This is a genomic window from Novosphingobium pentaromativorans US6-1 (assembly GCF_000767465.1).
GTDB lineage: Bacteria > Pseudomonadota > Alphaproteobacteria > Sphingomonadales > Sphingomonadaceae > Novosphingobium > Novosphingobium pentaromativorans.
Map to the genome: position 1 here is coordinate 65,446 of NZ_CP009291.1, position 15,318 is coordinate 80,763.

The 15,318-nt window shown below is 60.7% G+C and carries 10 protein-coding genes and 1 pseudogene; 5 read left to right on the plus strand and 6 right to left on the minus strand.

Going from position 1 to position 15,318, the window contains the following annotated elements:
* Entirely contained in the window at window positions 1-2,295 is a 2,295-nt protein-coding gene (locus tag JI59_RS00330) for a cation:proton antiporter family protein (protein ID WP_007011014.1), read from the minus strand.
* Window positions 2,296-2,514: 219 nt separating this feature from the next.
* Between JI59_RS00330 and JI59_RS00335 the strand changes: the two genes are divergently transcribed.
* Window positions 2,515-3,387, plus strand: a complete 873-nt coding sequence (locus JI59_RS00335; RefSeq protein WP_052117926.1) for a universal stress protein — start codon at window positions 2,515-2,517, stop codon at window positions 3,385-3,387.
* A 256-nt stretch (window positions 3,388-3,643) separates the two neighbouring features.
* On the opposite strand, the gene JI59_RS00340 is transcribed toward JI59_RS00335, so the two are convergent.
* On the minus strand, window positions 3,644-5,239 hold the full coding sequence (locus JI59_RS00340; protein WP_038575273.1) for an MBL fold metallo-hydrolase: 1,596 nt from the start codon (window positions 5,237-5,239) through the stop codon (window positions 3,644-3,646).
* 94 nt (window positions 5,240-5,333) lie between these two features.
* Between JI59_RS00340 and JI59_RS00345 the strand changes: the two genes are divergently transcribed.
* The 3 genes and pseudogenes from JI59_RS00345 (at window position 5,334) to JI59_RS00355 (ending at window position 8,784) form a co-directional block, all read left to right on the plus strand.
* Window positions 5,334-6,290, plus strand: coding sequence for a 1-phosphofructokinase family hexose kinase (locus JI59_RS00345; RefSeq protein WP_007011011.1), 957 nt, complete (start codon window positions 5,334-5,336; stop codon window positions 6,288-6,290).
* A pseudogene (locus JI59_RS00350) lies at window positions 6,287-7,296 on the plus strand (2-hydroxyacid dehydrogenase). The gene JI59_RS00345 and the pseudogene JI59_RS00350 overlap by 4 nt, the downstream one beginning before the upstream one ends.
* Before the next feature lie 3 nt (window positions 7,297-7,299).
* The gene (locus JI59_RS00355) at window positions 7,300-8,784 is read left to right on the plus strand and encodes an L-lactate permease (protein WP_007011009.1); all 1,485 of its coding nucleotides are present in this window, start codon (window positions 7,300-7,302) and stop codon (window positions 8,782-8,784) included.
* Between the two features lie 4 nt (window positions 8,785-8,788).
* On the opposite strand, the gene ppsA is transcribed toward JI59_RS00355, so the two are convergent.
* The 4 genes from ppsA to JI59_RS00375 all read right to left on the minus strand — a co-directional run bounded on the left by ppsA (window position 8,789) and on the right by JI59_RS00375 (window position 13,982).
* Complete coding sequence (ppsA, locus tag JI59_RS00360) at window positions 8,789-11,182, minus strand: phosphoenolpyruvate synthase (protein WP_007011008.1); 2,394 nt, start codon at window positions 11,180-11,182, stop codon at window positions 8,789-8,791.
* The gene (locus JI59_RS00365; protein ID WP_007011007.1) at window positions 11,163-11,744 is read right to left on the minus strand and encodes a hypothetical protein; all 582 of its coding nucleotides are present in this window, start codon (window positions 11,742-11,744) and stop codon (window positions 11,163-11,165) included. Before JI59_RS00365 ends, ppsA begins: the two co-directional genes overlap by 20 nt.
* Before the next feature lie 64 nt (window positions 11,745-11,808).
* A complete protein-coding gene (locus JI59_RS00370) occupies window positions 11,809-12,576 on the minus strand; it encodes a slipin family protein (protein WP_007011006.1) in 768 nt (255 codons plus the stop codon).
* Window positions 12,577-12,599: 23 nt separating this feature from the next.
* Entirely contained in the window at window positions 12,600-13,982 is a 1,383-nt protein-coding gene (locus JI59_RS00375; protein WP_052117801.1) for an NfeD family protein, read from the minus strand.
* A 482-nt stretch (window positions 13,983-14,464) separates the two neighbouring features.
* Between JI59_RS00375 and JI59_RS00380 the strand changes: the two genes are divergently transcribed.
* Window positions 14,465-15,310 (plus strand): universal stress protein, encoded by an 846-nt coding sequence (locus JI59_RS00380; RefSeq protein WP_007011004.1) that lies wholly within the window; start codon window positions 14,465-14,467, stop codon window positions 15,308-15,310.
* Window positions 15,311-15,318: the final 8 nt, after the last annotated feature.

Sequence of the window (15,318 nt, forward strand, 5' to 3'; positions counted from 1 at the left end):
TCACTCGTGCCTGCGATCGGGACGAACTTCGTGTTCGGTTTGCGTGGAGGAGGTGCGGATCGCTCGGCGCGTGCGGCCATTCTTGTCAGGTCCCTGAAGAGCTTTGCGGAATTCGTCCCTTTTTCCGTGGATGGAGGCAATCACCCGCCCCATAGGAATGCCGATATTGACCAGGATAGCTTCTGACAGCTGGAGGCTTGCCTCGATCGCCTCAGGCACGGCATCAGTGACGTCCAGATCATAGAGCCGGACCGCGGGCTCGGCATCTCGGGCGCGTGCAACTATGACGAGATCGGGCTGTTCGGCGCGCGCGGCCGTGACCACCGACTCCACCACGGGTGGGCTGGCCATGGTCACGACCAGAGCTTTGGCCGAAGCGATACCGAGGCGCCCCAACACCTCCGGACTGGCAGCGTCACCGTAGAGGATTGGTGTGCCCTTCCGCCGCTCACGCGCGACCAGAGTCGAATCGTTATCCAAGGCGATGTAGGGCACCTCATGCCGGGTGAGCATGTCACTCACGAGGCTGCCGACACGGCCATATCCCGCGATGATCACCTGGGGCTGACTTTCAGAAGCAGCGGTGGCGAGTGCTCCCGGCTCCAACTTTGTCGCAGCCTCCTGCGTTATGCAATCTTCGTCGAGGTCGGTAATTTGTCTGGCTGCAGATGTTGCCGCATCGTCGAAGGGGTTGAGGACTAGGTCCACACCGCCGGCTTCCCGAAGGTGCCTGCCTTCCTGGTCGCTGCGCGCGGCCATGGCAACGCGTCCGCCAAACTTGTGGCTTCGGATGGCGGCGAGCAGGCCGCTGCGCGGATCCGTTTCCGTCAGCAGGATCGTGTCGTAAGGGACCGAGAGGACAACCCACCGTGCCTGCCTGAGCGGAAGTTCGGCCCAGAACTCCTGCTCGGTCACGTCGCCGAAGCGCACCTGATAGCCTTTGTCCGAGTAGCGCTTGACCGTTTGCGGGTCTAGGTCGACGCCAAGGACGCTGTAGCCGGCGTCCTCAAGGCGCCTCAGGAGCTCGCTGCCGAAGCGGCCAAGGCCGAACACGATGACATCAACGGTGGGACCGTCTTCATCGTTTTCGGCCGCTTTTTCCCTCCAGAACCCGAAGTCAAGCGGGCGCAGCAGGGGACGACACCTGACGTAGAGCTGCTGGGAGTAGGTGATCATGTAGACCGAGAGGGCTATCGTGACGAGCCCGACAAGCGTGACGAGTCCGACTGCGGACTGGTCGACATGTCCGAGGTTCAGTCCCATGGCCATGAAGACCAGCGAAAATTCCGAAATCTGCGCGACCGTGAGACCAGCCAGGAAGCCTGTGCGCGCGCGATATCCCATCCATGCCATGATGAGGATGACGATGAGCGGATTACCGATGAGCACGAACAGCGAAAAGACAAAAGCGCGCGGGATGTCCTGCCCCAGCGTCGACAGGTCCAGCGTCGCACCGATCGACAGGAAGAAAAACAGCAGGAGGAAGTCCCGCAGCGCGCTCAACCGCGCCGCGACCATGTCGCGATAGGCCGTCGAGCCGATCGAGATTCCCGCCGCAAGCCCGCCGAGCTCCTTGCCGAGCCCAACCATATCGCCGATGGCGGCCGCAGTCGCAGCCCAACCGATGGAGGCGATGACCAGCAGCTCAGGGGTACGGGCGAGCCGCGCCATCAGCGGATCGGCTAAATAGCGAACGAATAGCACTAGAGCCGCCACTACCCCGAGCAGCGATCCGCCGATAGTAAAGATTTCGACGGGACCGCTGCCGACCTGCGTGGATCCAACCCCAATCGTCGACAGCACGACCATGGCGATCACGACCACAATGTCCTGGACGATCAGGAAGCCAAGGGCGATGCGCCCGTGCAGCGTCTCCAGCTCACGCTTGTCGCTCAGCAGCTTTACAATGATAATTGTCGAGGAAAAAGTCAGCGCGACGGCGACATAGAGGCTGGTCAACCAGTCGAGCCCAAGCGCAAGCCCTATCGGGAAGCCGATACCCGCCGTGAAGGCTACCTGTCCGAGCCCAGTAGCAAGCGCCACAGGACCGAGAGTTTTGATCAGGCGCACATCGAGCTTCAGGCCGACCAAGAAAAGCAAGAGTGCGATCCCTAGTTCGGCGAGAAAGCGTATCTGGGTCGCAGTCTCTGGACTGCTGTCAATAAAGGCAGCAGCTCCAATCCCTACCGCGATAAAGCTCACGATCACAGGTTGACGCAGGACAGTGCCCAACAACCCGACGGCAGCAGCGCCGAGCAGCAGCCATGCGATCTCATGAAAGACGACGTCGGTCATGCACCTCCTATAAGCCCGCTGAGCCGAAGGCTGGGATGCCAAGGCTAACCCGAACCGTGCTTTTCAGCATCGACTTCGTTCTCCACTGTACAGAAAAATCGCGGGCATTTGTGCTATACTTGCAACCCTGCCACCCGCGGTTGCGTAGCGTCCAGCGCGAAGGCTATGTGTGTACAGGACAATCGAACCGCCGCGCACACTTGAATGAGGAGCGAGAGGGTGCAACGGATAGCTTTGGCCACCGACTTTTCGACCCGCTCAGATCGCGCTCTGCGCCGGTCGATCCTTTTGGCACGGCAATTCTCTGCGGAGATCGTTCTGGTCCACGCCGTGGATGACGATCAACCCCCGCGGCTTGTCGCGGCTGAGCAGGGGGCCGCGGACGTCCTGCTCAGCGAGCTCGCCGCTACCCTGCGCTCAGTTGACGGCGTGGATTGCGAGACGCGCGTGGTTCTTGGAGAGCCGTTTCAGGCGATTGCCGAAGCGGCGGAGCGCGTCAACTCGGATATTCTTGTCATGGGACCCCACCGGCGACAAGCTCTGCGGGATGTGTTCATCGGCACCACGGTCGAGCGGACAATAAGGGAAAGCCGGCGGCCCGTAATCATGGCCAATGCTCTTCCAGCAGGGCGCTACGATCGGGTGCTCATCGCGACCGACCTATCGGAATGCTCTGAACGCGCACTAATGGAGGCCGGCAGGTTGGGCCTTCTCGATTGCGTCGAGACTCTCGTTTTCCATGCCTACGATGCCCCGGCCCGGAGCATGATGGGCCGCGCGGCTATGACAGCCGATGAGTTGAACGACTACATCGCAGATGAAGAGGATCGCGCCGGCAACGAACTGTCCGAGTTCCTGCAGAGGGTCGACCTGCTGCCTAGCCAGAGGTTCATCGAACTCATCGAAGCACCTGTCTACGAGATGGTCCGCGAGTGCGTCCGAAAGCAGAAGGTGGATCTCATCGTGATGGGAACCCACGGCAGGACAGGGGCCAGCAAGTTCTTTCTGGGAAGCGTGGCAGAAGAAGTACTTCGCTACTCGGACGTCGATGTGTTGATTGTCCCGTCGGACAGTGGCGCGATACCCGAGTAGGCCAATGATGCTGTTGGACAAACGCTGCTCGGTTTCCGCCTTTTTTACCCCATCCAAGTAGACCGGAATTGTGATCGTTCCATATAGTGCGGCATTCCTGCTAGAAATGTTAGCGCTTAACACGATTGCTTCCCACGCGCTTAGACGTTCTTTGACTTTTGATGGTCCTAGGTGTCGGATGCAGATCCCTATGGAATAGAAGTCCGGTTAACGTGTCAAAGCGATTTGGTCGCGAGTAGTCCGAAATCGGTTAGCCTCATCCTTCTTGCTTCCGCTGAAATCGATGATCGCTGTACGATCTCAGGATCGAATTCATTTTGGCAAGAGCTTCTCGTCGGGCCGAGGCGCTATCGATGCTGTTCAGTGCGCTCTTGAGGCGTGTCGCAAACTCAGCATAGTCATTCTGCCAATCCCGGCTGACTGCGTCGTGGAGTTCAGGCTTGCCTGTTTTCAAGCGACGGGCCGCAGAGGCGCTGGGCAGAGCGTAGCATTCCCCTATCTGCGGCAGGACAATCGTGTGATTGGTGCAAACTGGTTGGGCCATACGCCGCAAAGTCTCGGTCGCTCCAGTCTCTCCGTGCGAAAGGAACAGGCTGCCCGCGATCGGTTGGCGCGCTTCAATCCAGCGTAGCAGATCGTCCTGGTCGGCATGAGCCGAATAGCCTTCCAGCCGGCGGATTTGTGCTCGTACGGATACATCATGACCTGAAATGCGGACCCGGTCGGCCCCGTCGAGTATCGTCCGGCCAAGCGAACCGGCTGCTTGAAAGCCTACGAACAGGACGGTTGACTGACGCCGGCTGAGATTGTGCCTGAGATGGTGGCGAATCCGCCCCGCCTCGCACATCCCGGAAGCGGCCATGATAATCGCCCCCGACATCTGATTAAGACGCATCGATTCAGTCGCGCTGGCGACATAATGGAATGATGGATGCTGGAAGACCTCGCCATCGCCCATGTCTTCCAAATCATTGGCGTGTCTTGCGAATACCTCGGTGGCGCGGCTCGCCAGTGGAGAGTCTATGAAGACGCGAGGGTGAGGCAATCGACCGCTGTTGATCAAGCTGGCGATGTCCAGCAATAGCTCCTGGGTCCGCTCCAGAGCAAACACCGGAATGACCAGGTTGCCTCCTCGCGTCAGCGCAGCTTTGATTTCCGCTTCAAGTAGGGTCCGACGCTGCTCGATAGTTACCTCTTCCCTCACGCGGTCGCCGTACGTACTTTCGCAGATGACGTGGTCGAAGCCCGCAGGCGCTTCCGGATCAGGGTGAAATGCCTTGTGGTTCGGGCCCAGATCGCCCGAGAAGAGCAGGCGTGAGCCGCCGACTTCCAGTTCTACCGAAGCCGATCCGAGAATATGTCCGGCATTCCAGAAGCGGGCCTTAAATCCTGGGGCCGGCTCAAACCATTGCTTGAAGCCCAGCGGGTGCGCCTGATTGAAAGCTGCAAGCGCGTCAGCCTCGGTGTAAACTGGCTCGATTTCCCCTGCGTCAGCGCGATCGGCGCGGCGGTTGCGTCTCTCCGCTTCATATTCCTGTATCCGACCGGCATCAGGGAGCATGTGGTAAAGCAAGTCCCGTGTCGCGGCAGTGCAGAAAATCGGTCCGGAGTATCCCGCGGCAACGAGCTTGGGCAGCAAGCCACTATGATCGATATGGGCATGGGTTAAAATCACCGCGGAGATGCCGTCGACTTCGAACGAGAACGGCTCGTAGTTCAGCTTCTCGAGAGTACGTGTTCCCTGGAACAATCCGCAATCCACCAACACCCTGCTGGTACCATGCCGGACTTCCATGCAAGACCCCGTAACAGTCCCTGCCGCCCCGTGAAAGGTGATGCTTGGGTTTTTCATTCTATTCTTTCTGCAGCGGCGTGTGATTACTCGTAGCCTCGCTTGTCAACACCATCCCGGGATGGGAAGCTAGCGGAGCTGACAGGAGCGTTTCATGACCCGCATCGCGACCCTTACCCTCAACCCGACAATCGATGGCTCCAGCGACGCCGAGACAGTGCAGCATACCCGTAAAATCCGGACGGCCAATGAGAGATTTGATCCTGGCGGAGGCGGGATCAATGTAGCGCGCGTGTTGGCGCGGCTCGGGGGCGATACGGAAGCTGTTTACCTGGCTGGGGGTGTTACGGGGCCAGTCCTCAGTGGGCTGCTCGAACGGTTAGGGCTATCTCACCGGGCCATTCCGATCGAGGGGGATACCCGGATCAGCTTGGCCGTGCATGAGCGGCAAAGCGGCAAGGAATTTCGCTTTGTGCCACAGGGGCCAACCGTCAGCGAGGAGGAATGCCAGCAATGCCTCGGCATGATCAGAAGTCTGGAATGTTCATGGCTGGTGCTGAGCGGTTCGTTGCCGCCCGGCGTGCCCGATGATTTCTACTGCCGGATTGTCGAGATCGCGCGCGCTCAGAACGTGCCGGTCGTGCTGGATACGTCGGGAGGAGCGCTGAAAGCCACGTTGGCAAGTGGCGGCGTGCGATTGGTCAAGCCCAGTCTTGGCGAGATGGAGCAGATTGCCGGCCGCCCCTTGCGAGATGGCGAGCAGATCATCGAAGCCGCAAAAAGCCTGGTGGCATCAAGTGGAGCCGAGACAGTTGCTGTCAGCATGGGGCACGGGGGGGCGCTGCTGGTCGAAGCTGCGCAGGTTGTCGCATCGCCTGCCATTCCGGTGGATGCGCGAAGCGCCGTAGGAGCCGGGGACAGCTTTGTTGCCGCAATGACCTTTGGGCTGGCTCATGGATGGGAGAGCCGCCGTGCTTTCCACCTGGGCATAGCGGCCGGAACGGCAGCCGTGCTGACGCCTGGAACGGACCTGTGTCATCGTGCTGATGTCGAGCGCCTCGCGGCGCCCCTTGGCATCGGCAATCTAAGTGAAGGAGGGCAGACAAAGTGAAAGTCGCCGTGTTCAGCACCAAGCCCTACGATCGCGAGTTCCTTACGCAGGCAAACCAGATCAAGCGTGCGGATCATGAACTCCGGTTTCTTGAGCCGCGGCTGAGCATCGAAACCGCTGCACTCGTGCATGACGCTACGGCGGTCTGCGGGTTCGTCAACGACGTGTTGGACAGGCCAGTGCTGAGGATGCTTGCCGCCGGAGGCATCAGGCTGGTGGCTTTGCGCTGTGCTGGCTTCAACAATGTGGACCTTGTTGCCGCACGGGAACTGGGCATCACCGTGGCGCGGGTACCGGCCTATTCGCCAGAGGCGGTGGCAGAGCATACCGTTGCCCTGATGCTTTCCCTCAATCGCAACATCCACCGCGCCTATGCGCGCGTCCGGGAGGGCAATTTCGCGCTCGATGGCCTGCTCGGCTTCGATCTCAAAGGCCGCACGATCGGCATCGTCGGCACAGGCAGGATCGGCATCTGTGTGGCGCGAATCATGACTGGCTTCGGTTGCAAGGTACTTGGGCCGATCCGCGGCACGCCGCCGAATTCACGGGCCTTGGTGGGCGCTACACGCATATGGACGAACTGTTGTCGCGATCCGACATCATCACGTTGCACTGTCCGCTGACGCCTGAAACCCGCCACCTCATCGATGCAGAAGCGATTGGGGCGATGAAGCAGGGTGTGATGATCATCAATACCGGTCGCGGCGCGCTCGTCGAGACACGGGCGCTGATCAGGGGTCTGAAGAGCGGAAAGATCGGCCATGTCGGTCTCGACGTCTACGAAGAGGAAAGCGATCTGTTCTTCGAAAACCTATCCGAACAGATCATCCAGGACGATATCTTCGCGCGCCTGCTAACCTTTCCCAATGTCTTGATAACCGGGCATCAGGCATTCTTCACCCGCGAGGCGCTGACGGCGATCGCCGAGACAACGATCGGGAACATCACGCAGTTCGAGCGCGCAGGCCAGCCCACCCATCCAGTCTCGGTAGAAATGCTGGCCTGACGTATGGCGCCCTGGCTCGCACTTCTTCCGATCCTCCTGCTGTTGCTCAGCATGGTGGTCATCGGCTGGTCTGCTGCCAGATCTGGTGTGGTCGGGGCGGCGGCTGCCACCACGCTGGCCATCTTTGCCTTCGATTACGGAACTGACGGCGTCAGTCTTATCGGCCCCGTGCTTGAGGCGGGCTTCACGACCGCGACGATCCTGTGGATCGTGTTTCCGGCCCTCGCGCTGCACGAGGTGCAGACCCGATCAGGCGCATCGAAACGCATAGGCACCTGGCTAACCTCGGTTTCAGACAAGCCCGCAATCCTCGTTCTGATCCTCGCCTGGTTTTTCGCCTTATTGCTGGAGGGTGCCGCCGGGTTCGGCACACCGGTCGCTTTGGTTGCGCCCATGCTGGTGGCGCTCGGCTTCTCGCCCCGCCGTTCGTTGGTGCTTGCGTTGATCGGACATGCTGCCGGTGTATCGTTCGGAGCGGTGGGCACCCCGATTCTACCACTTGTGGAGGTGCTGCCTGTCGATACCAGGGATCTCTCGTTCACCATCATGCTACTGCATGCAATGCTGGGTTGGACGCTTGCATCAATGGTGTTTCGGCTTGCCGTGAGCGAGTGGCGTACTGGGAACTGGGTGCTGGTACCCCTGGCAGCCTTCCTGTTCCTGCTCCCCGCGCTGGGGCTGGCCTGGCTGAGCGGACCAGAACTGCCCACGCTGGGCGGTGCCCTGATCGGCGGAGCGGTTTTCATTGCTATCGTCAAATGGAGGCACCCCGCATCACAGCCTGAAATAAACCGTACCGGCGAGGGCGTGATCCTTGCAGTGCTGCCCTATGCGCTGGTTCTCGTGGCGATCCTCGCCACGCGCATGGCTCCGCCGCTGACTTCGGCGATGAAGGCATTCGTGCTGGAATGGGATGTGGCAGGCCGTTTCGGCGGTTCAGCCATGCCGCTCTACCATCCGGGGACGCTGCTGCTCCTGGCTCTTGCGGGCTCGGTCATCGTTCGGCCAGACAGCCGGACCGTCGTTAGCCCGTCAGTCGCCGCTGCCGCTCGCCGTCTGCCTTCGGTGGCTATCGCGCTCGTCTCGGTCCTGGCGCTTTCCCGGATCATGGTTCACAGCGGCATGATCGACACTCTGGCCAGCGCTGCGGCAGCACTTCTCGGGCCGGCCTGGCCGGTGGCCGTTCCGATGGTTGGAGCCCTGGGGTCCTTCATCACCGGATCCGCCACGGCTTCCAACATCCTTTTCGGAAAGTTTCAGGTTGCCGCAGCGGAGGCATCGGGGCTGGCACCCCTGCTTGGCCTGGCGGGGCAGGGCTTCGGCGCGGCAATCGGCAATGTCATCGCGCCTCACAACATCGTTGCCGGAGCGGCGACGGTCGGGCTGGTAGGCAGGGAAGGCGCCATACTGAAAACGACGCTGCCGGTTTGCATGGCTTATGCGGCGGTTGGGGGCCTGTTGCTGATGGCCATGGCGGTGGTTCCGTGATTTCTCACGCGGCAGAAGCTTCCGCGGCCGCTATGACGGAACAGGTTTTCACGAAACTGTCGGGATTGAGCGAGATGGAGTCGATTCCCTCGCGCACCAGAAATTCGGCAAAATCGGGATAGTTGCTGGGCGCCTGACCGCAAATGCCGATCTTGATGCCGGCGCCGTGCGCCTTGCGGATAGCTTCGGCAATCGCCTGCGTCACCGCCGGATCGCGTTCGTCGAACATGGCAGCAAGCAGTTCGGAATCGCGATCGACCCCGAGCAGCAGCTGCGTGAGGTCGTTCGACCCGATCGAGAAACCATCGAAGCGCCGGGCGAACTCCTCCGCCAGGATGACGTTCGACGGGATCTCGCACATCATGTAGACTTGCAGGCCGTTTTCGCCCCGGCGCAGGCCGTTCTCGGCCATCGCGGCAAGTACGCGATCGGCCTCCGCCGGTGTCCGGCAGAAAGGTACCATCACGACGACGTTGGCAAAACCCATGTCCTCACGTACCGAGCGAAGCGCCCGGCATTCCAGCGCGAAGCCATCGCGATAGCGTTCGTCGTAATACCGCGAGGCCCCCCGGAAGCCGAGCATCGGATTCTCTTCGCTTGGCTCGAAGGCATCGCCGCCAACCAGATGGGCATACTCGTTGGTCTTGAAATCGCTGAGCCGCACGATGGCGGGGTGGGGGAAAAACGGTGCCGCCAGACGCCCGACGCCGCGCGCCAGCGTCTCGACGAAATAGTCCGCCGGGCTGGCGTGCCCCTTGACGAGTTGACGGATATGGCGGTTGTCGGACGCGGAGACGCGGTCCAGGTGCAACAGCGCCATGGGATGGACCTTGATCAGGTTGTTGATGATGAATTCCATCCGCGCGAGGCCCACGCCCTTCGCGGGCAGCCGCCACCACTGGAACGCCGCGGCCGGATCGGCGATGTTCAGCATCACTTCTGTGCGGGTTTCGGGAATAGCGGAAAGATCGATGTCCTCGACGACATAATCGAGCAGGCCTTTGAAGATCAGCCCCTTGTCACCGCTGGCGCAGGACAGCGTAATGTCCTGGCCATCGTGCAGGGTTGATGTCGCCATGCTGGTCCCGACCACAGCCGGAACCCCCAGCTCCCGGCTGACGATGGCAGCGTGGCTGGTGCTGCCACCGCGGTCCGTGACGATGCCGGCGGCGCGCTTCATGATCGGCACCCAGTCAGGATCGGTGTTGCCGGTAACCAGGATCGCGCCGTCCTGAAAATGGGCAATGTCGGCAGCGTCGCGGATCAGGCAGACCTTGCCGCTGGCTATGGCGCTGCCGATGGCAACGCCGGACAGGACAGGATCGGCTTTGGTCCTGATGCTGTAATGTCGGAAGCCGGAGTGGCTGGCATCGCCATGAATGGTCTCGGGACGGGCCTGCACCAGATAGAGCAGTCCGTTGCTGCCGTCCTTCGCCCATTCCAGGTCCATGGGCCGCCCGTAATGCCGCTCCACCGCAACCGCCCAGCGTCCGAGTTCGAGGATCTCGTCATCGTTGAGGACGAATGACTGGCGTTCGGTCGGTTTCGCCGGGATGATCCGGGTCTGTCTGCCGCCTTCTTCGGCGTAGATCATGCGTATCGCCTTGTCGCCCAGCGCCTTTTCGATAATCGGTCGCGCACCCGGAGTGCCGAGCAGAGGCTTGAAGACCACATACCGGTCGGGGTTCACCGTACCTTGCACGATCGTCTCGCCCAGGCCCCATGCCGCGCTGATGGTGGCAATGCCGGGAAAGCCGGATTCCGTGTCGATCGTGAACATCACGCCCGAGCCAGCAAGGTCCGAGCGAACCATCTGCTGGACGCCAACGGAAAGCGCGACGGCGAAATGATCGAAACCCTTTGCTTCCCGGTAACTGATGGCACGGTCTGTAAAGAGCGAGGCGAAACAGCGCAGGCAAGCATCGAGGAGGGCCTGTTCGCCGCGGACGTTCAGGTAAGTCTCGTGCTGTCCGGCAAAGCTTGCGTCAGGCAGGTCTTCAGCGGTCGCACTGCTTCGAACTGCTACCGGTGGATCTACGGTCTCCGTCGTCTCCGCAAGCTTGCGATAGGCGGCGCGGATCTGATCGGCGAAAGCGGTAGGAAGCTGGCTGGCAAGCACAAGCTCCCGGATCGTATGGCCAGCATCCTGAAGCGTCTCGTCTCCCGCCCGGTAACGCCTGATGTGTTCGCGCATCTTGGGCTCGATAGCGCTGACATCTATGAAATCGCGAAAGGCCCTCGCGGTCGTGGCAAAGCCGTTCGGCACGCGAACGCCGGCTTTGCCGAGCTCGCGGAGCAACTCGCCCAACGAGGCATTCTTGCCGCCAACGGAGGGAATATCGCCGATCGCGATCTCGTCGTACCACAGGATCTGCTGATCAGTTGATTTTGTTGCCATGACGAACTGCTTTCTGATGCTGATTGCTCAATAGATCGGCCGACGACTCATCAATCGCGTCGCGCGGGAAATTGCCGCTCCGCTGGTCTGTACGGAAATGGATGTCCATGATCGCGAGCTTGTCGAGTATTTCGCGCTGGCGCTTCATGGGCCGCCAATCGTAGAGAAAGATTTCTGCCGGACGCCAGTTAGCCACCCAGCCAATGATCAACAGGCCCTCGCTCAGGAACTCGCCGAAGGGGGGAGGCACCGACTCGGTGGCCAGAAACCCGAGCCCCCAGCACAGCGCAAGGAAGCCCAGACCCATGGCCAGCGCCTGTCGCCCCTCGCGCAGCAACAATCTGAGTCTCCGGGCCTGGACTTCGCTTCGGTACGCAAAATAGGAGCGTACGGCTGCGGCAATGGTTTCCTTGCTGTCCCTCTCAATGTTCGGCTCAGCGACATGAATCACCAGCCGGTAGGCCCGTTCGGGAAGTTCAAGCGCACTTTCCACGATGTAGGCTTCCACGTCATTATCAAGGTCCCGGCCGACCATCGGCGACGGGTCGAAGGCATGGAACATGTCGCCAGGCGTCCTGACCCGGAGATCAATGATGCCGCGGTGCCTCTCGGGGACTGGCATCTGCTCAAACCCGCGGCTTTGAGCTCTTCACGAGGTCCATGAGATCAAGCGGGAAGGGAAAGACGATGGTGGAGCTACGCTCGTTGGCAATGACGTTGAGAGTCGAAAGGTAACGCAACTGCATGGCTTCCGGCCGCTGACCGAGGATCTCGGCAGCTTCCAGCAGCTTCTGCGCCGCCTGCTGCTCACCTTCGGCGTTGATGACTTTGGCACGACGCTCGCGCTCTGCCTCTGCCTGCTTGGCGATGGCCCGGACCATCGATTCATCGATGTCGACATGCTTGATCTCGACGTTGGCAACCTTGATGCCCCAGGCATCGGTCTGGGCATCAAGGATTTCCTGAATGTCGGAATTGAGCTTGTCACGCTCCGACAGCATTTCATCGAGTTCATGTTTGCCGAGCACCGAACGCAGCGTCGTTTGGGCAAGTTCGCTGGTGGCCTGCATGAAATTCTCGACCTGGATGGTGGCGAGGTCCGGCGCGATTACCCGGAAATAGAGCACGGCGTTGACTTTGACCGATACGTTGTCGCGCGAGATTACGTCTTGGGTCGGCACGTCGAGGACGATAGTGCGCAGATCGATCCGAACCATCTGCTGGACGAAGGGGATCAGGATGATCAGCCCCGGACCCTTGACTCCGGTGAAGCGGCCCAGCGTGAAGACAACGCCCCGCTCGTATTCACGCAGAATCTTGATAGCCGCCATCAAAAAGATGAGAGCGATGAGTACCAGAGGTATGTAGAAGCCGAAGTCGCCGAGAAGTTCCATGGCTTGTCTCTCCTGTTACGGCTTCATGCCGCTGGTTCTAATGTCAACGTAAGGCCGTCGATTGCGACCACGCGGACAAGCTGGCCAATGTGAAACGCTGCCCCGCCAGTCGCACGCCAGCGTTCGCCGTGAATGTGGACGTGACCGCTTGATCCATTCCAGTCGACGATCCTGCCCGTGGCTCCGACCATCTGCTCGCGTCCGCTGACGACCTTGGCCTGACGCGATTTCAGTGCCAGCCGCATGGTCAGCAATGTCGCTCCGAGGCTGGCAACTGCGACCGCCCCCAGCACCGGGACGGCTATGCGAAATTCCGGAATGTCGGTGTCGAACATGATCGTGGCGCCCAGGCCAAAGGCAACCACCCCGCCAATCCCCAAAATTCCGAATGACGGTGAAAAGGCTTCGGCCGCCATAAGAGCCATGCCGAGCACGATGAGGGCGATCCCGGCATAGTTCACGGGCAGGGCGGACAGCGCGTAGAGGCCGATGAGAAGGCAGATGGCGCCGATGGTTCCTGGATACAGGTCGCCGGGATTCATGAATTCGAACAAGAGCCCATAAGCTCCGATCATCATCAGGATCAGCGCAATGTTGGGGTCGGTGATGGCAGCGAGGAGCCGGGTGCGCCAATCGGGCTCGACCTCCGCTAGCACCATGCCTGTCGTGTCGAGCCGGATCTCGGCCGCGCCAACCTGGATGGTTCGTCCGTTAAGCTGCGCCAGCAGATCCGCGCTGTCGCGGGCAACGATATCGATTACGTCTTGCGCCAGCGCCGCCTGCGCCGAAAGACTGTCCGCATCGCGCACCGCCGCTTCCGCCCAGTCCGCGTTGCGTCCCCGCATCTCCGCCAGCGACCGGATGTAGGCGATAGCGTCGTTGAGCGCCTTACGTTCACTTGCGCTTCCCGATTTCGATCCGTTGGCCTTGTCAGACCCAGGCTCGTCTTTAGCCTCGCCTTCTGGCTCGGCCCCCGGAGCAGCAGGCGCACCCATTTGCACCGGGGTGGCGGCACCGACGTTGGTGCCCGGCGCCATGGCCGCGACATGGCTGGCCAGCAGGATGAATGCGCCGGCACTGGCCGCCCGCCCGCCGCTGGGGCTGACGTAGGTGGCGACCGGTATCGGTGAATTGACAATCGCACGGATGATCTCGCGCATCGAGGTGTCCAGGCCTCCGGGGGTATCCATGCGGATCAACACCAACGGCGCGCCCGCTTCTCCAGCTGATGTAATTCCCTTGGTGATGTAGTCGGCCGTGGCAGGCCCGACGGCCCCGTTTATCAAGAGCACTGGGACTTCGCGCGCCGGGAGCTGCGGTTCAGCAAGAGCGGCCTGCCACAGTCCGAACAGCAGGCAAAGCAGGAGCAGCCATCGCAAAGGTGCAATGCAGTGTGATCTGTCCATGGGAAACGTCCTTTCCCTATGGCCGCGCATCGTCGAGCGAACCAGCTTTGCCGTCGTTCACGGTTCGTCATATCATCAATGACGATGCGAGAGACGAATCATTAGATAATGATCTACCCGTTCAGCTCTCGTGCGCATTGACTCCAGTCAAAGACAGATTCGGTCGATCCTGCATTTTCGCAGATGATGCCCGTCTACTGGCTGAGACATTGTGCATGCTGCTCAGTATGTCACTTTCAGCGGGTATCATTGTCAACGGCAGGATCGGCCTCCCACTGCTGGCTAACGTCGTGCCAATCCAAAAAGGCTTGAAGTCGTGAAATGCGCAATTAACATGAATTGTTGCGGGCCGGGCCCCTCTGGCGATCCAATATGGTCGCGATGCCGGACCGCATCGGGTATGCCCGATGCCGGTGCTGCTGATTTCTCACAATACCGAGCGGGCTATTCGATTCCTTCAGTTGGAACGAGGTACATAGCCGATGACACGTGAAGCCTTGGCAAAGACTGTCATGCTCTACGCTACGGTCGATACTTTCGATATCGAGCGCGGACCCGCTGCTTTTTCCATGCGGTTCTGCGAGACGGCGAATGCCGGCCTGACAGCATTCTTACTGAATCTGGACGCCAATGCCCCACCCAGTCGGGAAAGCCGCAGTCTAGAGCAGCTCCGCGCGGAATCCGACCTTCGCGAGGTGCGTAACGCAACCAATGTCGAAGTGCTACTCGGCCGGGCCGCTCAATCCGGTATTGATGCCGTTGCCATGACCGCGATTGACCATTCGCGTGGCATGATAGGTTGCGTTGCCGACCATGCGCGTTTGCATGACCTAGTGATCATCGGCACTGACAGCCGTGGCATGTTGAGCGACCGGATTATCGCGGAAAACCTGCTGTTTGAGATAGGGCGCCCCTTGATTGTCGTTCCGCCCAACTACTTGGCCGAATTCGCTTGCCACCGGATCGCGGCCGCATGGGACAATAGCAGGGTGGCAGCACGCGCACTGGGTGATGCCCTTGCGCTGCTCCCGGGTATTGAGGAGATCGTTCTGCTGACGGTCGGCGGCGAAAAGGCGATCCTGTCGAGCATTGATCACGATGCCATGGTGCGCATGCTTGAACGCCGCGGGGTCTCTGCTCGGGTCGAGCGGCGTGATCTGAATGGAAGGTCGATTGGCGAGGCGATCCAGGACGATGCGCTCGATGTCGGCGCGAACCTGCTGGTGATGGGCGGGTACGGACATTCGCGGCTCCGCGAGTTCATACTTGGCGGAGCAACGCTGTCCGTCTTCGCGAATCCACAGTTGCCAATACTAATGTCGCATTGAGCAAGTAA

Bases quoted from the DNA above. Each gene is read 5' to 3' on its own strand.
- JI59_RS00330 (WP_007011014.1), bottom strand. From the start codon at position 2,295: ATGACCGACGTCGTCTTTCATGAGATCGCATGGCTGCTGCTCGGCGCT.
- JI59_RS00340 (WP_038575273.1), bottom strand. From the start codon at position 5,239: ATGAAAAACCCAAGCATCACCTTTCACGGGGCGGCAGGGACTGTTACG.
- JI59_RS00345 (WP_007011011.1), top strand. From the start codon at position 5,334: ATGACCCGCATCGCGACCCTTACCCTCAACCCGACAATCGATGGCTCC.
- JI59_RS00355 (WP_007011009.1), top strand. From the start codon at position 7,300: ATGGCGCCCTGGCTCGCACTTCTTCCGATCCTCCTGCTGTTGCTCAGC.
- ppsA (WP_007011008.1), bottom strand. From the start codon at position 11,182: ATGGCAACAAAATCAACTGATCAGCAGATCCTGTGGTACGACGAGATC.
- JI59_RS00365 (WP_007011007.1), bottom strand. From the start codon at position 11,744: ATGTTCCATGCCTTCGACCCGTCGCCGATGGTCGGCCGGGACCTTGAT.
- JI59_RS00370 (WP_007011006.1), bottom strand. From the start codon at position 12,576: ATGGAACTTCTCGGCGACTTCGGCTTCTACATACCTCTGGTACTCATC.
- JI59_RS00375 (WP_052117801.1), bottom strand. From the start codon at position 13,982: ATGGACAGATCACACTGCATTGCACCTTTGCGATGGCTGCTCCTGCTT.
- JI59_RS00380 (WP_007011004.1), top strand. From the start codon at position 14,465: ATGACACGTGAAGCCTTGGCAAAGACTGTCATGCTCTACGCTACGGTC.